Source organism: Neobacillus niacini, assembly GCF_031457145.1.
GTDB classification, from domain to species: Bacteria; Bacillota; Bacilli; order Bacillales; family Cytobacillaceae; genus Neobacillus; species Neobacillus niacini_J.
Genome location: NZ_JAVDVZ010000003.1, coordinates 1 through 20271, shown reverse-complemented (window position 1 = coordinate 20271; position 20271 = coordinate 1). Strand labels below are relative to the sequence as shown.

Here is a 20271-nt window from a genome sequence, read left to right as displayed (position 1 = left end):
TAGCTCGATTAATGAGGTGATTTTTCATCATATCTATTAATATAGTGTTAGATGGATGTTGCAACTGCAGGAGGAAAGTAATGAATCTTGATTATTTAAAAGTATTTTATGTGGCAGCACATAACAAGAGCTTCTCACAAACAGCCAAAGATCTTCATCTCTCCCAATCCTCTGTAAGCATACAAATCAAACAGTTAGAGGAGCAATGGGATTGCCAATTATTTGAACGGACAACAAAAAAGATGTCATTAACCCCAGCTGGGGAGATCGTATTTAAACAGGTTCAAAAACTATTTTCGATTATGAATGAAACCACAAATGAATTACAGGAACTAAAAGGTGTCGTTCACGGTGATTTACAAGTCGGTGCCAGCCTTACGATTGGGGAGCACATCCTTCCCTTCGTTTTAGCTGAGTTTAATAAATTGTATCCTAAGGTAGATATTCGCTTTAAAGTATTCAACTCAAGATACATTATTGAAAAGTTAAATAATCGTGAAATTAACCTAGGCTTTATTGAATCAATGCTATCATATCCAACGTTAAAACAAGTCCCTTTTGCAGAGGACGAACTGATTATCATCGCTCCACCGAACCATTGGTTATCTGAGAAAGAATGTATATCCATTGAAGAGTTATTAACCCTTCCGCTTATTATGCGTGAAAAAGGGTCAGGTACGAGACAAGTTACCGAAGATACCCTTCGTAGAAATCATGTGGATCCTACGAAACTCAACATCGTGATTGAGCTAGAGCAAACAGAAGCCATCAAATCAGTAGTGGAAGCAGGTTTGGGAGTTTCAATCCTATCGAGGCACGCAGTAAAGAAAGAGCTTGAGTTACAGACCTTAAAACACATAGTAATAAAAGAATTCCGTTTTCTCCGGAGCTTTTACATGGTTTATAATGAGGAAGCATTGCAGCTACCCAGTAAAAAACTGATTGAACTGGTAAATAACATTTTTACGGATAAAAAAACTTAAGAATTAAATTAATGTCGCTTTTTTAAAGATATAGTAATTTAGCATGATAAATTCTGAATTTTCTAATAACATAAAGGTGTTCCAAACAATCTGCTTTTCGGAGAAAAGTCAGGTATTTTACTGCATCATATAAAAATTCTTAAGCTCATAAAGAAATTGAGGAGAATGTTAATGAATATCGAAGCATTAAGAGTTTTTACTACGGTTGCGAAATTACGAAGTTTTTCACATGCTGGGGAACAATTAAATTTTTATCCACCAATTGTAAGTTCACAAATTCGAAATTTAGAAGGTACATTTTCTGAATAGATAATCCATCGAACTTCAAAATCTGTTGAATTCTTGAATCAATGATTTTTAATGGCATGATAAGTTTTGTATAGTGTGTTTTAGCATGAATTTGTGAGGCTAGATCAAGGAAAAGTCTTTGGAATATATCTGGATTCATGCCATTTAAACGGCGTGGGAGCTAAGAAATACTGATAGAATCAAGATCAACGCCTTTTTGTAGTTGATCATCGAAAAGACAATCGCCGAGCATTTTTGTTCCAATCATAAAAAACTTTTTGCATAATATATCTGGTGTGCAAATAAATATATTAAACGATAAAAGAGACGGGGATACTAAAAGTTAATATTGAGTGAGGTCCAAGAATTAGAGGACACGATTAATCAGATGAGAACGAGTTTAATCAAAATTGTCGGTGAAACTGGATTAATAACGAAGAAACTCTTAGGTACAGCCAGAGATTAGACGAGCTCATTTCGACCTATCAAAAACTAAAAATGGGTTCTGGTGCAAATACTTGAAGAAAATATAAAAAAGCGGAAGATTTCTAGTGACCCCTGGCTAGCAACTAGTCCAAACAGTTGATGGATGAATTCTTTTTGATTTTGGACAGACTTCTCCCTTTGGAGAGTCTGCCCTTTTTTGATCATGTACATAGCCTCTATCCCCGCAATAATTCGTTTGGCAGTCCGTAAGGATTTTAATCCAAGCATTGGGCGAATTCGTTTTTTAATAAAGCGCTAATCCTGCTCCACGATATTATTTAGATATTTAACTTGCCTTAGTTGGATGCCTTCAGGCATTTGCTTTTCCATACTAATCATGTCCTTTTTTATGCAAGGCCACCAAGCGAAAGCGCGGTAGAAAATCTGTGTCTATTTTCTTGATGTAGTATCAATCTCTCCGTTTACTTTTATCAATTCATCCGCTTTACCAAATGAAATATTTACTTTTTTTGTATATGATAATCATAATAGCTTCTCTTATTATAAATTTCTCCTCTTATTCATCGTTCTCACCCCTACCAACTTAAAGTGAGACAAATGCTTCATATCAACCTTTTTCTTTATTTAGCAATATTCTTTGTAAAACAAGTATTTCTCTATCCAAATTTTGGCTAATTTTTAATACTTGCTTATCCTCTAGACCTTTACTCGAAGCAATATTAATCATTTCTGCTTTTAATTTATCTATTTTACTTGTTAATTGTAGTAATTTTGCCAACATCATGATTTACAACACTACTCTCAATATTTTTTATATACGTATATAATTCAAGAATTCATCAAACATAGCGGACAATCCATTCTTTCCGATTTTCATTCGGCCATTCGGTTTAATCTCCTTGGAATGATGCATATAGAGGAGATCAAGAATTTTCTTCATGTATTCCTCTGTACAGTCATAATTATTCAGAATCTCGAAGGCAGAAGGATCAAGTGGACCTCCCCCACTAACTGTAATAATTTTCTTTATTTTCAAAACAGGGTTATTCTCTGATGCAATTGATAGAATAAAGCCGCCACCAAAAGAATTTCCTATAAAAGATGCCTCATCTATACACATAAGCTGCATAAAATCCCATATATGGTTTACCCTTAGAAGCTGTGGATTGTCAAAACTAAATAGTTTATCAGTAAAACCGAATCCTACCATATCAATAGCATACACGTGAAAGTGTTTGCTCAACGCTTCGATGTTATATTCCCAGCTATTCTAAGCGCTGGCTCCATATTCGCCGCTATGAAGTCTTGCTCAAAGGATGATTATAGAAGCGCTTGTAGTCAGATTCGTACTTTTTTACCTACTACTAACAACAGGAGTACCGAATGGACAATCCTAGCTCACATTTGTCTTATACTAATCTAGATGCCCGTCAGGAACTACCTGAAATAGCTACTTTAGAGGAAATTCAAGATTGCATTAAAGAGTTAAGAAGACAAATTGATTCCAGTTTAAGTAGGCGTCAGTTTGATCCCATACGACAACGAAATTTAGCCTTGTTCTCCCTTATGTAGCCACCGGCATACGAGCTGGGGAAACTGCTAATGATTTGGGCAGCAATGCCTGCCTGGACTAATCCCTTATCCGTAAACAGGATGACCCGCTTTCCGCCTAATCCCTGAATCATTTGCGGGAGTAAACTTCTTGCCCCCGCTCCGATAGATATGGATGTTCTTAAATGAAATTCAGAAAAAGAATTATTCATTTCCATCACCTGCTTTCTGAAATTAAGGTTCATTCGAATAGAAATGACTTCTATCATTCCTACACTTCGTGGCTATTTCTCTAAATGTAATCGCTTGCAATACTAATAATAGTTCAACTTTTCTGATTAATACATTCCCTAAAATTAAGGGGTACTCTCCATGAAAAGTTATCTCTCCTAACTCTATAAATGTTGATTTATCAACAGTTTGACCCGTTGGTGGGTGCCAAAAAAATATTTTTCGACACGCTTACTTCCTCGAGTGCTTTACCCCGCCCGTTACATGTTCAAAAAAAATCACTTTTCCGATTATAAGGCATTGGAATTCCGTCTTCTTCGGTTAGTTCTCTCTCTAAATAGTAACCGGGAGGGGATTGACATGACCGATAGAAGAATCAAGAGCTTCAATTTTTGAAGCCCTTTAACTGGTTATAAAAAAATCAAAAGCCATATAAAAAGGTTTCTAAGGAACTATTTCGTACATAATAATACCCGATAGTCCAAAATTCCTTGATATTTTGCCATTATATAAACATGCTGATTCATGATGGTGTACAGTTCAGGCTCAATATAATCTGAATAATAGAATTCCGGTGTTAGATTCTGTTGGGTGATGGGTTCCTGCTTATGAATGTTTATCTCTTTAAATCCAGTCCGTTGTAATAATGTAATCCAATCTCTTTCCATTAACAGGGAATCTAATCCATAAAATTGAGTAATTTCCTTCTTATTACTTGGATCAATGCGTTGATTAATGGTAAGTTCATTTGCGATAAAACGGCCACCACCTTTTAATAACCGAAAAATTTCTGTTAGTGATCTTGGTTTTTTTACAAAAGAAAGAACAGATTCGGAAATAATAAAATCAAAGGTTTCGTCCTTTAATGGGAAATTCTCGATAGATCCTTGGATAATTTTGACTGGTAACTGATATGTTGCCATTCTAGTTTTAGCTTTTTCGACCATGACAGGATTGATGTCTATTCCAGTTACGATTGCTCCGTATTGGGTAGCCAAATAGGCTGCTGTTTGGCCAGTACCACAACCAACATCTAAAATGTGAGTAGTAGGGGTGATTCTTTCAGATTTGAATATTTCCTTTGTCAGTTGGATACCACCTGGATGTGCACCACCAACACCAAACTTAGACAAGAAATCTAAATAGATTGAGGTCTCAATGCTAACCACCTACTATCTGTCTCTGTTACAGTAGCTCTATGGATTTTCCCTTTACACATATAACGTTGCATTTTACTCCTCCAATAGTTGAACTTTTTACAACTGTATATGAAGTTTCAGAACACAATGTGTCTAAAAGGAACTAAAATCTAATAAAAATATCAGATTGTTATGTATATTTATCCGGAGTTAGGATTGAAAGTTAGCAATTTGAGCTATGCCTACTATAAAAAATGAAAAGCAGTCCAATTCGTATGCGAATCGGACTGCTTTTTTTGTGTTTTTTAATGTTTTGTACTAGATAACAGAACCCGTTAATCTAAGACAAGGTGCTTTCATTTACTATTTTTTAGAAATACGTTTTTGTAATTCTTCTCTTTGTGCTTCATATCCTGGCTTACCAAGGAGTGCAAACATGTTTTTCTTATAAGCTTCTACACCTGGTTGATCAAAAGGATTAACTCCCATTAGCAAGCCGCTGATTCCGCATGCTTTTTCGAAGAAATAAACCATTTCACCGAAGGTATATTCATTTAATTGATCCAGCTCGACAGATAAGTTAGGAACTTCTCCATCAACATGAGCTAGAACCGTACCCTGTGCAGCATTCTTATTCACAAAGTCCATTGTCTTGCCAGCTAAATAATTTAATCCATCAAGATCTGCCTCTTCCAGCCCTAGAGTAATGTCTACTTTAGGCTCTTTTACAGATACCACGGTTTCAATAAGGTCCCGGCGTCCTTCTTGTACATATTGTCCCATGGAGTGAAGATCAGTGGAGAAATCAACAGAAGCAGGATAAAGTCCTTTTTGGTCCTTTCCTTCACTCTCACCGAATAGCTGTTTCCACCATTCAGATACATAATGAAGGGCAGGTTCGAAGTTCACCAAAAGTTCAATTGATTTTCCTTTTCTGTAAAGGGCATTTCTGACTGCAGCGTACTGATAACTTTGATTTTCTGCCAAGTTGGGATTATTATACTTATCCGCAGCTGCTGCTGCACCTGCCATCATTTTATCAATATCTAGTCCTGCAGTTGCGATTGGTAATAACCCTACTGCGGTTAACACAGAGTATCTGCCGCCGACATCATCCGGAATAACAAAGGTTTCATAACCTTCCTCATCTGCAAGTGTTTTTAAAGCCCCTTTAGCACGATCAGTTGTTGCATAAATACGTTTTTTCGCTTCTTCTTTACCATACTTTTTCTCCAAATAATCCCGGAAAATTCTGAACGCAATCGCAGGCTCTGTTGTTGTACCTGATTTTGAGATGACATTGACCGATATATCTTTGTCCTTAATCACATCAAATAAATGGGTTAGATAGGTAGCACTGATATTTTGTCCAGCAAAATAAATCTCGGTTTTGCCGTCCATTTGGTTATGAAACGTATGGGAAAGTGCTTCAATGGCAGCTCTTGCACCAAGATAAGAGCCCCCGATACCAATTACGATTAATGCATCCGAATTACTGCGGATTCTTTCAGAAGCAGCTTTGATTCTCGCAAATTCTTCTTTATCGTAGTTATGCGGTAAATCGACCCATCCAAGATAATCAGATCCTGGTCCCCTTTTCTCGTGAAGCATATCATGTGCTGTTTTCACAAATTCACTTAAATAATCTACTTCATGCTGTTGCATGAAAGATAATGCATTAGAATAATCAAATGTAATAGCCATTATTGTTTCTCCTCTTTCTTTCATATAAGTAATATGTAAGGGCGTTATTTGAGATAACGCCCTTTAGTTTTCAGTAATCTTTAGACAGTTTTCCAGTCAGCCGCAAATTTTTCAAGTCCTTGGTCTGTTAACGGATGTTTAGATAATTGCTCAATGACCTTAAATGGAATGGTAGCTATATGTGCTCCTGCCAACGCCACACGGGTAACATGATCAGGATGACGAACAGATGCTGCAATGATTTGTGAATCTAGCTTTTGAACACGGAACATCTCAGCAATTTTTGCGACAAGTTCTACACCATCTTCGTTAATATCATCTAAACGTCCTAAGAATGGTGAAACATACGTAGCTCCTGCTCGTGCCGCCAACAATGCCTGGTTCACACTAAAAATTAAGGTAACATTGGTTTTAACACCTTTTTTAGTTAAATATCGGCAAGTCTCTAGTCCATCAAGTGTCATTGGGACTTTGATGGTAATATTCTTATCGCCGCCGTTGATTTTAATGAGCTCGTCTGCTTCCGCAATCATTTGCTCAGCTGTTAAAGCGTTTGGTGTTACCTCGGCTGAAACGGACTCCACTTCTGGAACTGCATTTAAGATTTCTGCAATACGATCTTCGAATTTTACGCCTTCTTTAGCCACTAAGGAAGGGTTGGTTGTAACACCTGATAAGACACCAATTTTATAAGCCTTTTTGATTTCCTCTAGGTTTGCAGTATCGATAAAGAATTTCATGATGTATTCCTCCAATTTTTATATTAGTTTTTTTCGACAGTGTGTCCGCCAAATTCATTTCTGAGTGCTGCCACAACCTTACCTGTGAAGGTATCATCTTCTAGGGAGCGATAACGCATTAATAATGACATGGCAATTACTGGTGTTGCTGTTTTAAGGTCTAAAGCAGCTTCTACAGTCCATTTTCCCTCACCTGAGGAATGCATAATCCCCTTAATTTCATCCAAATTTGGATATTTTGAGAATGCATTTTCTGTTAATTCCATCAGCCATGAACGAATAACGGATCCATTATTCCAAACACGTGCGACCTTTTCGTAATCAAAATCAAATTCGCTTTTCTCAAGAACTTCAAAACCTTCACCAATAGCAGCCATCATCGCATATTCGATTCCGTTATGAACCATCTTTAAGAAATGCCCGCTGCCTGCTTTACCAGCGTATAAGAAGCCATTTTCAACAGCTGTATCTTTGAAAAGAGGTTGTACAACTTCCCATGCTTCAGGATCACCGCCGATCATATAACAAGCTCCATTTCGAGCACCTTCCATACCGCCTGAAGTACCCGCATCCATAAATCTTACGCCTATTTCCTTTAATTCATTGTAGCGTTGAATTGATTCCTTATAGTGAGAATTACCTGCTTCAACGACAATATCACCTTTTTCCAAAAACGGTAAAATCTCACCGATTACAGAATCAACCACTGCATGAGGGACCATGATCCAAATAATTCTTGGATGTTCTAACGACTGAATGAGTTCTTTATAACTTGATACACCAGTTGCTCCATATTGCTTCATATTTTCTACTGCACTTGGATTAACATCAAATGCTACCACTTCGTGCTGGTGATCCATTAAATTTTGCCCTAAGTTTAATCCCATTTTTCCTAAACCAATAAGTCCTACCTTCATTATGTTCTCCTCCGAATGTGTTATTAATTTGTTTTATTTTTTTCTATTTAGAAATATTTAAGACACTTTTCGCCATACTTACTACATTATCAGTTGTAAAACCAAACTCCCTCATGACTGCAGCTCCATCACCTGAAGCACCAAATGTTTCAATGGATAGGATTTTTCCTTCAAATCCAACATAGCGCTCCCATCCAAGCGAAATTCCCATTTCTATAGCAACTCTTTTTGAATTTGAAGAAGGGAGTACAGCTTCTTTATATTCATTTGATTGTTTGCTATACAATTCCCAGCTTGGCATCGAAACGATACGGACCGATATATTTTCTTTTTCAAGCTCGGTCTTTGCATTTACTGCCAGTGATACTTCGGAACCTGTAGCAATTAAGATTACATCTGGTGTTGAATTTGTTTCTTCTAATATATATGCTCCCCTTGAAAGGTTGTCTACATTAGCCTTTGTAGCATTAAAAACAGGTAAGTTCTGGCGGCTAAGGATCAATGCAACAGGACCTTCTGTCTGCTGAAGAGCAAAAGCCCAAGCATTAGAAGTTTCATTTGCATCTGTTGGTCTTATCACTGTTAGACCAGGTATGGAACGAAGTGCTGCCAGATGCTCCACCGGTTCATGGGTAGGACCATCCTCACCTACGGCAATCGAATCATGTGTAAATACGTAAGTGACTGGAAGCTTCGATAGTGCCGCTAAACGTATTGATGGACGCAGATAATCATTAAAAACAAAGAATGTACTTACAAAAGGTTTCACACCTCCGTGATAGGCCATACCATTAGCAGCTGCTCCCATAGCGTGTTCACGGACACCAAAGTAAACATTACGTGCACTGTATGATTCAACCGCGTAGATTTGTTCACCTTTAATTTCTGTCATGTTAGAATGGGAAAGATCTGCGCTTCCGCCAAAGATTGCTGGCACAGATTTCACATAATGGTTGATTGCATCTCCGCTTGCAACTCGTGTTGATATACTTTTCCCAGTTTCAAACGTTAATAAATCTTTTGTATCGATAAGAACTTTTCCATTTATGGCATCTGTTAACTGATCAGCTAACTCTGGATATGCTTGCTTATAAGATTGGAATAAGCTATTCCATTTTTGTTCCGTATCGTTTCCCTTACGCTTTATTTGCGCAAAATTTTCTTTTACTTCTTCTGGTACAAAGAAATCCTCTTCATAAAGCCAGTTATAAGCTTGTTTTGTTGCTTTACCTTCTTCGGCTCCAAGTGGTGCACCATGTGCTTTATTGGTTCCCGCAACCTTCGGACTGCCATATCCAATAATGGTTCTGATTTCAATCAAACTTGGCTGGTCTGTTTTTTGTTTGGCTGCTTCGATGGCATTAGAAATGGCTTCAAGGTCATTTCCATCCTCCACTCTCAAATAGTGCCAGTTCGCTGATTCTGCTCTTTTCTCAATATTTTCTGAGAATGAAGCATTTAATTCCCCATCCAGTGAGATATCATTTGAATCATATAGAACAACTAGCTTCCCAAGTTTCATATGGCCTGCCATTGACATGGCTTCATAGGAAATACCTTCCATTAAGTCGCCATCACCAACTAATGCATAGGTGTAATGGTCAATTACAGGATGCCCTTCTTTATTAAACTTCGCTGCTAAATGTGCTTCTGCCATCGCCATCCCAACCGCATTCCCAATTCCTTGCCCTAATGGACCTGTGGTTGCCTCTACGCCAGCTGTGTGACCGAATTCAGGATGCCCCGGCGTTCTGCTATTTAACTTTCGAAAGTTTTTCAAATCATCAATCGTGACACCATAGCCAGCTAAATGAAGCATGCTATACAGCAAACTGGATCCATGTCCTGCAGATAAAACAAATCGGTCGCGGTTAAACCATTTCGGGTTTTCCGGGTTGTGATTAAGATGTTTTGCCCATAATGCATATGTCATTGGTGCTGCCCCCATCGGGAGACCTGGATGACCAGAATTTGCTGCATTAATCGCATCAATAGATAGTGTTCGAATCGTAGTTACTGATAAATTATCAATGTTTTGTGACATGGTTTATTTCCTCCAGTTTATCTTAGATGTGTAGTACAGTATCCTTGCTTTCTTGAAGCTTTTCATCAAGCCACCATTTAAATCCATTTTCCAATAGCAAGGAATCAGAAGCTGCGGGACCATATGAACCTGACTGATATTCATGGAGCGGTACAAAATTTCCCTCAAATGCATTAAGAATTGGCTGTACCCATTCCCATGACAATTCAACTTCTTTCCAATGAGCAAAGAAGGTAGAATCCCCGTTAACAGCATCATAGATTAGTCTTTCATACGCTTCAGGTACTCCTAATCCTATTTGTTCATTAGAAAAATTAATTCTGATTGGAGTAACCTTTCCATTATTCAATGGGTTTTTGCTGTTTAATTGTAAGGAAATATTTTCATTCGGATTGATTTCAATAATTAATAAGTTAGGATCGATTTGATTATTTTTATATTGCTCGTTTTCCTTATTTTTAAATTCGATCACAATCCTAGTTGATTTTTCCTTCATTCTTTTTCCAGTACGAATGTAAAAGGGAACCCCAGTCCATGATGGATGATCAATCCACAAACGGGCAGCCACAAATGTATCAGTCGTGGAAGAAGGATTTACTCCAGGCTCTTTTAAATAGCCAGGAACTTTTTGTCCATTTAACTCTCCTGAAATGTATTGGCCGCGTACAATATTGTACGGGACATCTTCTTCTTTTAAAGGACGAAGAGACTCTATTACCTTCCGCTTCTCATGTCTAATTCCCGCTGCGTTAATTTTTTCAGGCTTATCCATGGCTGTCATCATCAAAATTTGCAGCATATGGTTTTGAACCATATCACGGATTGCTCCCGCTTGGTCGTAATAACCCGCTCTCTTCTCAACCCCAACTGTTTCACCTGCAGTTATTTGGACATTTGCAATATGGTCTTTATTCCAAACCGACTGTAGAATCGGGTTGGCAAAGGCCAAGGCTTCCAGGTTCTGAACCATTGGTTTGCCTAAGTAATGGTCGATTCGATAAATTTCCTCTTCAAGAAAGGCACGGCTTAGTTTTTTATTTAGTTCCCGTGCAGATTTGAGGTCATGACCAAAAGGCTTTTCTATGATTAATCGTTTCCAGCCGTTGGTCTGACCAAGACCGCTATTTTTTATGTTTAAGGCAATTGTATCAAAAAATTCAGGTGCCACTGAAAGGTAAAACATACGATTTTGTGTTAAATCAAGTTCATCTTCCCTCTTCTTTACTAGTTGAAGAAGTTGTTGAAAATCTTCCTCACTGTTGACATCCAAACTACTGTAGCGAAAATAGTCTAAGAACTCTCCCATATTTGCTGCATCATGTTCAAGACGGCGTGAAAAGTCTAAAATTGAGTCTTTCACTTTTTCTTGAAATTCTGAATGAGAAAGTTCCCCTCTTCCGAGTCCAATAATAGATATAGACTGCGGTAATTTTTGATCAACATACAAGTTGTAAAGAGCTGGGAAAATCTTTCTCTTTGCTAAATCCCCTGTTGCTCCAAATAAGACAAAGGTCATTGATTCCATCTTACTTCCCCCATGTTCGTATTCTGATTTCTCCCATTTTCTATCTTCGGACTATTGTTGCAAGCTTTTTATCTTTCATGGTAATAACAATGTCTGCCATTCCTACAAATAATCCGTTATCCACTACACCCGGTATGAGGTTTAGGTTTTTCTCTAACTCTCTTGGGTGCGTAATTTCTTGAAAACTGCTATCGATAATATAGTTACCGTTATCTGTTAGATAAGGGATCCCATCCTTTTGCCGCAGCTTCGGACTGCCTCCAAGTTTTCTAATATGTTTAACTGTCATTTCGTATCCAAATGGGACCACTTCAATCGGCAGTGGAAAAGTTCCTAATGTATCGACATTTTTTTGAGAGTCGGCAACGACAATAAATGTTTTAGCTGCTGCAGCGATGATTTTCTCTCTTAAGAGGGCACCGCCACCGCCTTTAATAAGATTTAACTCAGGACCTACCTCATCTGCTCCATCAATTGCGACATCAATTTGCTCAATCTCATCAAAAGCCACAAGTGGAATGCCAAGTTCTATCGCTAATTGTTTCGTTTGTTCTGAAGTAGGAACCCCTTTAATGGTAAGTCCCTGCTGGACTAACTGACCGAGCTTCGTGATGGTATAAAATACAGTGGAACCTGTACCGAGTCCAACCACCATGCCGTCTTTCACATATTCAACAGCTTTTTCTCCAACTTCTTTCTTTTCATTCAAGGCTTTGTCTCCCTTCAATTAAAGCTGGGATTTCTCCATTATTAATTTGTCCATTGTTTCGCAACTTGTTCCCATGCCATCTGCAAGATTTGTGTTTCAGGAGTGTCCTTTCTTGCAATGACATTGGTTTGGTAATTTTTCCCCTTAAAATTAAGTTTTACAGTTACTTCGATCATAGTGTTCACTCCCTTTTCTTTTTTAAAATTCATCTATGAAATACTTTTACTTCGGTTATTTTTGTTAACCTCAGTTACTTTATGTAACCATAATATATCTTAATGCCGAATATCGTCAAGTAAAATATCTCGAATTAAGGACATTTATTTATCAGCAGCTTATATTTCCTTAGTATATAAAGAATTCACGCCATCCAAATTGGATGGCGTGAATTCTTTATATCTTGTATACAATCATCCAGGTAATGCCGGTCTTGGTCACCAATGACCATTAATGATAGCCAGGTTAAATTTTTAACCTTAAGGAATTTTATCTTAAAAATACCATTGATTCCTATATGGATAAAAATTAATTTCTAAGTTGATTATGTACTTTACCATTATTTTATGAAAAATTAAATAATGGATAGGATTTACTACCCCATCATTTAATGATTTACCACAAAAACCCAAGATACCCAATAGAGTATCCTGCTTCTTTACTTGAAGAAAAAAGCATTACCGCTGTTCCAGTAATGCACCCTTTGTTGAAGAACCTTTACCTTTTAATTACAAGTTGTTTTGTTATAGGACTATACCCGTAAGCTTTCGTTAGCGGTAAAAAATGATGTAATAATTTGATTCATCCAATAAAAAAGGTGTTTGCCCCTTGGTAATTTGTCCATGCCTCAAAGCAATTTAAGAATAAACTGTTTAAGAAGTAAATGGAAGCGGGGTGGATAAAATTGATTCAAAGACAATTTAATAATCAAGGAAATCAATGTGGGTTTAGAAATTCCAATCGCAATAACAATAACAATAATAACAATAATAACAATAACAATAACATAGATATTGATGTAGATAGTGATTTTGAAAACGATATTCGGAATGTTTCAGAATCAGATGCAGATGCAGTAGTTCGTAATACTGACAAAAATACGAATGTTGCTAGAGCAACTGTTAATGACTCAGGTAATGCTCGTGTCAATGTTGTATTAAACAGCCGCAGCAATGCTCGTGTTAGAACCGATCAAGAGCAGGACAATGATCAAGACCAAAATACTGATGTGGATGTTGATTGATTTTTAAAAGATATTCATTTAGATATTTCTTAAACTCTCTATAAAAATCTTTAAATTTTGGGGGATTACAAAATGGCAAGAAGAGAAAATATAGCTGGTTCAGGAAGAAACCGCCGCAATAACACAAACACAAATGTTAATGTTGATATTGATAATGATTTTGAAAACGATATTCGAAACCGTTCAGAATCAGATGCAGATGCGGAAGTACGGAATACTGACAAAAATACCAATGTTGCAAGAGCAACTATCAATGACTCAGGAAATTCTAACGTAGATATTAGACTAAATAGCAGAAGTAATGCACGAGTAAGGTCTGATCAAGAGCAGGACAATGAACAAGAACAGAATACCAATGTGGATGTTGATTTTTAAGATATTTTATATCTATTCCTTAAACTCTATTAATAAATTATAAAATTATTGGGGGATAACAAAAATGACAAGAAGAAATTCAGGAAGAAACCGTCGTAATGACACAAACGTTAATGTTGATGTAAATACTGATTTTGAAAACGATGTTCGCAACCAATCAAAATCAGATGCAGATGCGGAAGTACGGAATACTGACAAAAATACAAATGTTGCGAGAGCGACAATCAATAACTCAGGAAATTCACGCGTAGATATTGCACTTAATAGCAGAAGTAATGCACGAGTAAGATCTGATCAAGACCAAGACAACGATCAAGACCAAAATACAAATGTGGATGTTGATTTTTAATTAACAATTGAGGGTGGGATAAGAATATTCCACCCTTAATGAGGATAGGTGGATATAATGGAAAAATACAGAGGTAGGAAAAGGCAAATCCCTCCTGGTTGGCAAAACTCAAGGATGAATACTAACACCTCTGAATCTCTGGCTTCCGAAAATAATGATGTAAGGATTAAAAGTGAAAACATTAACACGATAGGACAAAGTGGCAATTCTGATGTAGATGTGAAAGTAGACGTATTTGTTGATACGACTCCAATTGCATTTGCCATCCTTACTTCCCTGCTTGCAACTAACCAATTGACGGTTGAACAGTATAATGAAGCAATAAGGCGGCTTGAAAATTTTACCCAAGATAGGGAATTTAATGTGACTTCTCTTATACCAAATAATGTTTCAGATGTAAAATTATTCAGAAGAAATTAGAAAAGAGTGGATAATTTGTTCCACTTTTTTTTAGTTATGATACCGTTTGTGTAGTCGATTTAAAAAAAGCCAATCCCATATAGATGAACTATAACCCGATTAATGGACACTAAATAAAAAGTGCCCCTTAATCGGGTTTTTCTATGTCCGCCGAACGAAAACCCCTTAACTGACGAAAAATCAATATGATGATTTTTTAAATAGCAGCGACATTTCGGAAAACAGCCATATACTAAGAGTTATGCTCTTTACACCAGAATATTCCTTATTCCATTAACCTGTCCGTTAGCTTAATAACTGCCACAAAAAAAGCGTTAATCCTCCCTGGTTCAACGCACCCTTTACTTTAAGTATAACTATTCACACAACATCACTTGTATCTTAAATCAAAGCTTTCACTAGTATCATCCCATTCTACTTTTATCACTAACTCATCTTCTGCATTCGTAGATGGGCTATTAACACTTAATGATTTATTGTGATATACGCCTTCTCGATTTAATGTAGCGTCATTCGCACCAAAATCTACTACTCCGATATTTTTTGATTCCACATAAAAACGAAAAGTGTCAATTTCCTCTATGTTATTTCCTTTGTTATTAAGCTGAATTTGATAGGTTTCTTCTCCATTAGTTTGATGAACGGTTACTTCAGCTAACCAATTTTCACTTTCGCCAACAAACGCTAAGTCATTCTTATTCGTTTGGCACGCAGATAATAGGGATACAAAAAATATGATTAGTACAAATAATTTTTCCAAATATTGACTCCCATATAAATAATTTTGATTAGACATATATTCTTACGTTAACCTGCTGCTTTAGTAAAAAAGCGACTGTAACCGTTGAAACAATCACTTCCGATTCACCCTCGAAACAGCCTTAAACTAAGCTGCTCGTTAGCACACGGTCTGATGTGATTTTTTAGGAATGCACCCGTTAGCACAACAAAATCTAATGTTACCGTCTCTTTTTAGCAATACGATTTACAACTAATACTGTAATACCTACTGATAATCCACTTAAAATAGAATGAAGATTACCTTCTGGTACAGTTGAATCAATAATAATGAACATCACTGATACTAATATAATAGAAAGAAACACCGTACCTTTAATCCCCATTTCAAACCACATCGCCTTTTCCGTTTTTAAGAATACTTTTTTAGTATTGCTACCTATTAGTTTAAGTGAAACGGTCCACAGTCCTGCCCTTTAGTTGAAAAACGGTAATAATAAAGGACTGCCGAAACAGTCCATTTGTTGTCAAGGTAAAGCTACCAGTTAATTGATTTTATCAAATATAACTTATTTATCAGACTGCCTTTTAAAGAATAAGTAACACAAAGAAAAAAAGACCAAAAATAATAAGTATCCACCTGTTGAATTGTCGCTAAAAAAATTGTGAATGCCATTGGCACGAAGTATAGTACGAATAACAACAGTAAGAATTACAGAAATAAATAAAGAAATTGCGACTTTTTTTGTGGTCATAAAGTTACTCCAGTTTTGTTTTGAATATTTATCAAAGCTAACTTTTTCTTTGTTATAAACAAGAGTATTGTACAATACCCATCAATTTTTTAATACGAAAATTTAATCATTTATTTCATTCTCTTTGTTGACCTAAACTGCTCCTTTAGTTTAATAGCAATAGGTAAGACTTTGATGTAATCTCCATCTTTTCCCCTGCTCCACACCCAACGTGCGATTTTCACCGCATTAGGCGTTCCATCTTATTCTTTTAGACTAAAGCAATTAAATTACAAACTTTACGAAATTGGTTTAGCTTCCTCAATTGCTTTCTATCTAATTGAAGAATGTTCCTATATCGTTCTATCGTCTTTTCACTGGTAGCATGGATTAATTTATGTACATCTTCATGCACGATTACAAGATTGCTAAATTCATCTGTACCACCTATATGTCGGGGTAGCTTATGGTGACAATGCAGCTTATCGGATGTCAAAAATTCCCCTGTTACTGCACATTTTCCTAGTTGCATAGAGTACCTTGAAATTCTGTTATCTGCAAATTCCAATCTGTTTTTACCGTAAGGTATTTGTAACATCTTGTTTATTTCTATGGCAATGTCGGCTCTGAGGTTTTGATAAAGTTTAAGCCTTCCTTCTTTTGTATAATTACATATATCCTGACTGAAGTTCATAGCATTCCTTGTTTGAATATCTCCTAAGGGAAATAAATACAAACCAGCAATTTTATATGTTTTGAAATTATTCTTATGAAGTCTCTTGTATGTTTCCGATGGCTTAATAGGTCTTCCATATTTTCCAATTGGTTTTAGACGATTATACATGGTTTTCATTAGATGATAGGCTATTTTCCCAAAGTCTTTATTAATATGTGTCGCAACCATAAAGTAATTTTTAATTCCTAGAATATAAGCGTTATAATTCAAAACAGTTTTTGGTGTTGGCTTATTTTGGATTTCACGAATAAAATATCTGAGTTTTTCGGATATATTTTTCATTTTTTTATCCATAATGTGAATATTGGCTACGTATTTATTACGCTTGGTTACTGCTTTGAGGGAAAAACCCAGAAAATCGGATTTTCTCTTTCTTAGATTAGTAATCGCTGATTTCTCGGTAGATATATCAAGGTTTAATTGATTTTTCAAGTATCCTTTGGTGGCGTGAAATATTCTAATAGCTGATTGATGAGAATTTGTGAAAACCTTAAAGTCGTCTGCATATCTGACGATATACATTTGTTTAAGATTCGTATTCTTTATGGCTCTTATCTTATTATTAAATGTAAATTTATGTTTTGTTTTTAAGCATTCCCATTGGTTAGCTATCCACCAATCTAAATCATTTAAAACAATGTTTGATAAAAGAGGGGATAGGATTCCTCCTTGCGGAGTCCCTTTGGTTGGAACACCTATGCCCTTTATTGGTGCCTTTAGCATTTTCGAGACAATAGTTAATACTCTTTTGTCCTGTATACCTATACTGTACATTTGTTTTATTAATATTGAATGACTTACATTGTCAAAGAAACCTTGTATATCTATGTCTACTACATGATACAACTTCACATTATTGACTAAGAACTGACATCTAGCCATTACATGATGAGTTGACCTGTTTGGTCTAAATCCGTATGAATGGTGATAAAATTTAGCTTCACAAATTGGCTCTAATACTTGTTTGAACATCTGTTGTATTAATCTATCTCTCATAGTTGGAATACCTAACGGTCTTTTCTTCCCATTAGGCTTGGGTATTTCAACCCTTCGTACTGTTTGGGGTTTATAATTTGTTAATGATGTTCGAATTCCTTCGATAAATTCGTCAACGTTTTCAATCTTGTATTGGTCAATTGTGATACCATCAGTTCCAGCTGTCTTTGAACCTGTATTCGCTTTGATGTTCCGAAAGGCTAATAAGATATTGTCTTTCGATATGATATGTTCATATAGCCTTAAACCCTTTGTGGCGTTGTTTTTACTTCGCTCGTATAGGTCATCAAATATGTCCTGCATACCGTAATATTCTGCATGTCGCAAAGCTGTACTCACCGATGGATTGTTTCTCCTTCCTTGCGGAAAATCCCATCATCTTACTCGACCCTGTGAGTTTCATTAAATTGATTTGCCTTCAAAGAATAAGACTTGGGACCATCCCTCCACGCTCGTTACACGTTTCATTGGTACTATATCCCTTCTTTCGCAAGAATAAAGTCACTTCGATGTTTATTTATCTTATAGACACCATCCCAATAGTAGTCGTTTTTATAGTGGATGTTTCTTACTTACAACGTTCCGATTAACCTAGCTTTACATATATCCGTAGGTGCTTACTTTAAGCCCGTCAATTCTATATCCTCATTAGTTAGATATTCCGAGGTTCCTATGTACTAATCGTACTTTTCGGTGTTTGACACTGCATTTACAGCATACGTCTTTCGAGCGTATTAATTTCTAGACCCGTACATTCGCAAGTTCGTCAGTCCGTCTGGACATTCTCACCTTAGATATTTTGTAGCATCCCGACCTATCACGAACCATATTCAGTTTAGAACTTAGGTACATTTCAGCCGACTTCACCTAGCTTCATACACGTTCGGGCTACTACCATTCCGTGCATGTAGGAGTATCAGATAACTCGTTTCAGCTCAACATGACGGCTTTCATTCCGAGTTTCAATTAATCAGTTGTAATTGCCTCTTGGCAATCCTCCTATTTCGTGTTTTTCACTTATAAGGAAACGTTTCGCACAGTACAATCCTTCACAATCTCATCTATATATAAACTTAAACCTAGTTTTCATTAATGGTGTTATTCAACAATCCGGCCCGATTGCTGAACAAGCAGGGATGGAGAGCCCGATTTTAGCCACAAACTTAACTTTTTTTATATACCATCTCCCGTCTCCTGGTCAATCCAGAAGGGATAGGATACTTTTGGCACACTAAAAAAGCCATGATTTTACATCATGACTTTAGCTAACTTTACTTTTCAATTGTTTCTAGAAGTTCTTTTAATTCGGGATTAAAGCCTTTAATTGCTTTATCTCCAACTACGGTAACAGGTACACCCATAAAGCCAAATTTTTCGACTTCCTGTTGATATTCCACACTTGACATTACATCTCTGACTTCAAATGGAATTTTTTCCTCTTCTAGCATTTGTTTAACATAGTTGCATTCTACACAACCAGGCGTGGAATAAACGATGACTTGTTTGCTCATGCGTTCAGAGCCTCCTTGATTGAATCTCTTGTAATTTTCCAATGAGAAGTATTCCAAGAAACGTTTCCATCATCAAATAGCAATATTTGTGGAGATTCATGTTTAATTTCAAATTCTTCAGCAATATGATTTGATACAGGTCGATCTTCTATTACCAAGACCATTGCAGCAGAAGTCGGTTCATTTTCATTAACAAATGATTGAAATTCTTCATTCGCTTTGGCACTGATTGGGCAAGTTGTACTATGTTTTAATAGCAAATGTTTCCCAGGTTGCTGAACAAATTCATTTAATTCTTCAATACTTTTAAGTTGTTTTATTGACATCATCCACACCATCCTGCTTTTCAATATAATATTTTCGTTCATAAATTTATCATAATGGAAGACACTTTACTAATGATGTGACTCGTCCACATAGGAACAACCCTATTAACAAAAACGTATGTCTATTGTAAAACACTGCTATTAAAAGGATTATGAGTTGATGACAAAATTACAATTACGAAAAACTTCCATTTAAATTCTTTCTTTATGGTTTTTCTAAGAGATTGTTGATTTGAAAACGAAAACTGTTGAAGGTTGATTGGAACGGATTGCGAGACCCCTGCTTAGAGCAGCGGGACAGGTGAGACTTTATCATCATTAGGCTACACACTTGCAACGTCATCCCTTTGCTTTCTCTAGATAAAAATTTGGTTTAACTAACTAAGGGAAAAAATAGTGTTGTTTTTATATAGACTTTGTTAAATTTTATTAAAGAATGCACTCGATTCTTTTTAGTAAAGTGATTAGCTTTATTAATACAGATAGGTAAGGGTTTGAAGTTATCGCCTCCTTTTCCCCCTGTTCACACCGTACGTGCGACTTTCACCGCATACGGCGTTCCAACTAA

The 20271-nt window shown here is 36.4% G+C and carries 21 protein-coding genes and 3 pseudogenes; 7 read left to right on the top strand and 17 right to left on the bottom strand.

Features of this window, described 5'->3' with window-relative positions:
• The first annotated feature begins 80 nt into the window (after positions 1 to 80).
• Together J2Y03_RS09070 and J2Y03_RS09065 are read left to right on the top strand one after the other, a co-directional pair.
• Complete coding sequence (locus J2Y03_RS09070; RefSeq protein WP_310193093.1) at positions 81 to 983, top strand: selenium metabolism-associated LysR family transcriptional regulator; 903 nt, start codon at positions 81 to 83, stop codon at positions 981 to 983.
• A gap of 171 nt (positions 984 to 1154) precedes the next feature.
• Positions 1155 to 1292 (top strand): LysR family transcriptional regulator, encoded by a 138-nt coding sequence (locus tag J2Y03_RS09065; RefSeq protein WP_310193090.1) that lies wholly within the window; start codon positions 1155 to 1157, stop codon positions 1290 to 1292.
• Positions 1293 to 1326: 34 nt separating this feature from the next.
• Here J2Y03_RS09065 and J2Y03_RS09060 read toward each other — a convergent pair.
• Positions 1327 to 1521 (bottom strand): annotated as a pseudogene (locus J2Y03_RS09060) (IS4 family transposase); the annotation flags it as partial.
• A 176-nt stretch (positions 1522 to 1697) separates the two neighbouring features.
• On the opposite strand from J2Y03_RS09060, the gene J2Y03_RS28915 reads away from it, so the two are divergent.
• On the top strand, positions 1698 to 1793 hold the full coding sequence (locus J2Y03_RS28915) for a Spo0E family sporulation regulatory protein-aspartic acid phosphatase (RefSeq protein ID WP_396954193.1): 96 nt from the start codon (positions 1698 to 1700) through the stop codon (positions 1791 to 1793).
• On the opposite strand, the pseudogene J2Y03_RS09055 reads toward J2Y03_RS28915, so the two are convergent.
• From J2Y03_RS09055 to J2Y03_RS09000, 12 genes and pseudogenes are all read right to left on the bottom strand, one after another.
• A pseudogene (locus tag J2Y03_RS09055) lies at positions 1764 to 2093 on the bottom strand (DDE-type integrase/transposase/recombinase); the annotation flags it as partial. The gene J2Y03_RS28915 and the pseudogene J2Y03_RS09055 overlap by 30 nt on opposite strands.
• 232 nt (positions 2094 to 2325) lie before the next feature.
• Entirely contained in the window at positions 2326 to 2496 is a 171-nt protein-coding gene (locus J2Y03_RS09050) for an aspartyl-phosphate phosphatase Spo0E family protein (RefSeq protein WP_310193088.1), read from the bottom strand.
• A gap of 33 nt (positions 2497 to 2529) precedes the next feature.
• Positions 2530 to 2976 (bottom strand): annotated as a pseudogene (locus J2Y03_RS09045) (alpha/beta fold hydrolase); the annotation flags it as partial.
• Positions 2977 to 3238: 262 nt separating this feature from the next.
• A complete protein-coding gene (locus J2Y03_RS09040; RefSeq protein WP_310193086.1) occupies positions 3239 to 3538 on the bottom strand; it encodes a hypothetical protein in 300 nt (99 codons plus the stop codon).
• A 414-nt stretch (positions 3539 to 3952) separates the two neighbouring features.
• Positions 3953 to 4633, bottom strand: coding sequence for a class I SAM-dependent methyltransferase (locus tag J2Y03_RS09035; RefSeq protein WP_310193083.1), 681 nt, complete (start codon positions 4631 to 4633; stop codon positions 3953 to 3955).
• Positions 4634 to 5002: 369 nt separating this feature from the next.
• The gene (locus tag J2Y03_RS09030; protein WP_310193081.1) at positions 5003 to 6343 is read right to left on the bottom strand and encodes a glucose-6-phosphate isomerase; all 1341 of its coding nucleotides are present in this window, start codon (positions 6341 to 6343) and stop codon (positions 5003 to 5005) included.
• An 80-nt stretch (positions 6344 to 6423) separates the two neighbouring features.
• Positions 6424 to 7083 carry a fructose-6-phosphate aldolase gene (gene fsa / locus J2Y03_RS09025; RefSeq protein ID WP_132096164.1) on the bottom strand — a complete coding sequence of 220 codons (660 nt, stop codon included), beginning with the start codon at positions 7081 to 7083 and terminating at the stop codon, positions 6424 to 6426.
• 23 nt (positions 7084 to 7106) lie between these two features.
• Positions 7107 to 8000: a phosphogluconate dehydrogenase (NAD(+)-dependent, decarboxylating) gene (gnd, locus tag J2Y03_RS09020; RefSeq protein WP_132096162.1), complete on the bottom strand. Its 894-nt coding sequence runs from the start codon at positions 7998 to 8000 to the stop codon at positions 7107 to 7109.
• A gap of 43 nt (positions 8001 to 8043) precedes the next feature.
• Positions 8044 to 10044 carry a transketolase gene (gene tkt / locus J2Y03_RS09015; RefSeq protein WP_310193075.1) on the bottom strand — a complete coding sequence of 667 codons (2001 nt, stop codon included), beginning with the start codon at positions 10042 to 10044 and terminating at the stop codon, positions 8044 to 8046.
• A gap of 22 nt (positions 10045 to 10066) precedes the next feature.
• A complete protein-coding gene (gene zwf / locus J2Y03_RS09010) occupies positions 10067 to 11569 on the bottom strand; it encodes a glucose-6-phosphate dehydrogenase (protein ID WP_310193073.1) in 1503 nt (500 codons plus the stop codon).
• Between the two features lie 40 nt (positions 11570 to 11609).
• Entirely contained in the window at positions 11610 to 12278 is a 669-nt protein-coding gene (rpiA, locus tag J2Y03_RS09005) for a ribose-5-phosphate isomerase RpiA (protein ID WP_310193071.1), read from the bottom strand.
• A gap of 41 nt (positions 12279 to 12319) precedes the next feature.
• Positions 12320 to 12454, bottom strand: coding sequence for a BA3454 family stress response protein (locus J2Y03_RS09000; RefSeq protein ID WP_310193068.1), 135 nt, complete (start codon positions 12452 to 12454; stop codon positions 12320 to 12322).
• 725 nt (positions 12455 to 13179) lie between these two features.
• Between J2Y03_RS09000 and J2Y03_RS08995 the strand changes: the two genes are divergently transcribed.
• The 4 genes from J2Y03_RS08995 to J2Y03_RS08980 all read left to right on the top strand — a co-directional run bounded on the left by J2Y03_RS08995 (position 13180) and on the right by J2Y03_RS08980 (position 14662).
• Positions 13180 to 13518, top strand: a complete 339-nt coding sequence (locus J2Y03_RS08995; RefSeq protein WP_310193066.1) for a hypothetical protein — start codon at positions 13180 to 13182, stop codon at positions 13516 to 13518.
• Positions 13519 to 13590: 72 nt separating this feature from the next.
• The gene (locus tag J2Y03_RS08990) at positions 13591 to 13893 is read left to right on the top strand and encodes a hypothetical protein (RefSeq protein WP_310193063.1); all 303 of its coding nucleotides are present in this window, start codon (positions 13591 to 13593) and stop codon (positions 13891 to 13893) included.
• Positions 13894 to 13957: 64 nt separating this feature from the next.
• Positions 13958 to 14242, top strand: coding sequence for a hypothetical protein (locus J2Y03_RS08985; protein WP_310193061.1), 285 nt, complete (start codon positions 13958 to 13960; stop codon positions 14240 to 14242).
• 57 nt (positions 14243 to 14299) lie between these two features.
• On the top strand, positions 14300 to 14662 hold the full coding sequence (locus J2Y03_RS08980; RefSeq protein ID WP_310193058.1) for a hypothetical protein: 363 nt from the start codon (positions 14300 to 14302) through the stop codon (positions 14660 to 14662).
• 370 nt (positions 14663 to 15032) lie between these two features.
• Here the strand turns inward: J2Y03_RS08980 and J2Y03_RS08975 are convergent, their stop codons facing one another.
• The 4 genes from J2Y03_RS08975 to ytxJ all read right to left on the bottom strand — a co-directional run bounded on the left by J2Y03_RS08975 (position 15033) and on the right by ytxJ (position 19703).
• On the bottom strand, positions 15033 to 15422 hold the full coding sequence (locus J2Y03_RS08975; RefSeq protein WP_310193056.1) for a hypothetical protein: 390 nt from the start codon (positions 15420 to 15422) through the stop codon (positions 15033 to 15035).
• 983 nt (positions 15423 to 16405) lie between these two features.
• Positions 16406 to 18205, bottom strand: a complete 1800-nt coding sequence (gene ltrA / locus J2Y03_RS08970; RefSeq protein WP_310193053.1) for a group II intron reverse transcriptase/maturase — start codon at positions 18203 to 18205, stop codon at positions 16406 to 16408.
• Positions 18206 to 19137: 932 nt separating this feature from the next.
• The gene (locus tag J2Y03_RS08965; protein WP_090760910.1) at positions 19138 to 19377 is read right to left on the bottom strand and encodes a glutaredoxin family protein; all 240 of its coding nucleotides are present in this window, start codon (positions 19375 to 19377) and stop codon (positions 19138 to 19140) included.
• Complete coding sequence (gene ytxJ / locus J2Y03_RS08960) at positions 19374 to 19703, bottom strand: bacillithiol system redox-active protein YtxJ (protein WP_132097468.1); 330 nt, start codon at positions 19701 to 19703, stop codon at positions 19374 to 19376. Before ytxJ ends, J2Y03_RS08965 begins: the two co-directional genes overlap by 4 nt.
• Between the last annotated feature and the right edge of the window lie 568 nt (positions 19704 to 20271).

Coding starts and splice junctions, on each gene's coding strand:
- zwf (WP_310193073.1), bottom strand. CDS start 11,569: ATGGAATCAATGACCTTTGTCTTATTTGGAGCAACAGGGGATTTAGCA.
- tkt (WP_310193075.1), bottom strand. CDS start 10,044: ATGTCACAAAACATTGATAATTTATCAGTAACTACGATTCGAACACTA.
- J2Y03_RS09040 (WP_310193086.1), bottom strand. CDS start 3,538: ATGATAGAAGTCATTTCTATTCGAATGAACCTTAATTTCAGAAAGCAG.
- J2Y03_RS09030 (WP_310193081.1), bottom strand. CDS start 6,343: ATGGCTATTACATTTGATTATTCTAATGCATTATCTTTCATGCAACAG.
- J2Y03_RS09000 (WP_310193068.1), bottom strand. CDS start 12,454: ATGATCGAAGTAACTGTAAAACTTAATTTTAAGGGGAAAAATTACCAA.
- J2Y03_RS08980 (WP_310193058.1), top strand. CDS start 14,300: ATGGAAAAATACAGAGGTAGGAAAAGGCAAATCCCTCCTGGTTGGCAA.
- J2Y03_RS08990 (WP_310193063.1), top strand. CDS start 13,591: ATGGCAAGAAGAGAAAATATAGCTGGTTCAGGAAGAAACCGCCGCAAT.
- J2Y03_RS08985 (WP_310193061.1), top strand. CDS start 13,958: ATGACAAGAAGAAATTCAGGAAGAAACCGTCGTAATGACACAAACGTT.
- gnd (WP_132096162.1), bottom strand. CDS start 8,000: ATGAAGGTAGGACTTATTGGTTTAGGAAAAATGGGATTAAACTTAGGG.
- J2Y03_RS09065 (WP_310193090.1), top strand. CDS start 1,155: ATGAATATCGAAGCATTAAGAGTTTTTACTACGGTTGCGAAATTACGA.
- J2Y03_RS09070 (WP_310193093.1), top strand. CDS start 81: ATGAATCTTGATTATTTAAAAGTATTTTATGTGGCAGCACATAACAAG.
- fsa (WP_132096164.1), bottom strand. CDS start 7,083: ATGAAATTCTTTATCGATACTGCAAACCTAGAGGAAATCAAAAAGGCT.
- ytxJ (WP_132097468.1), bottom strand. CDS start 19,703: ATGTCAATAAAACAACTTAAAAGTATTGAAGAATTAAATGAATTTGTT.
- J2Y03_RS08965 (WP_090760910.1), bottom strand. CDS start 19,377: ATGAGCAAACAAGTCATCGTTTATTCCACGCCTGGTTGTGTAGAATGC.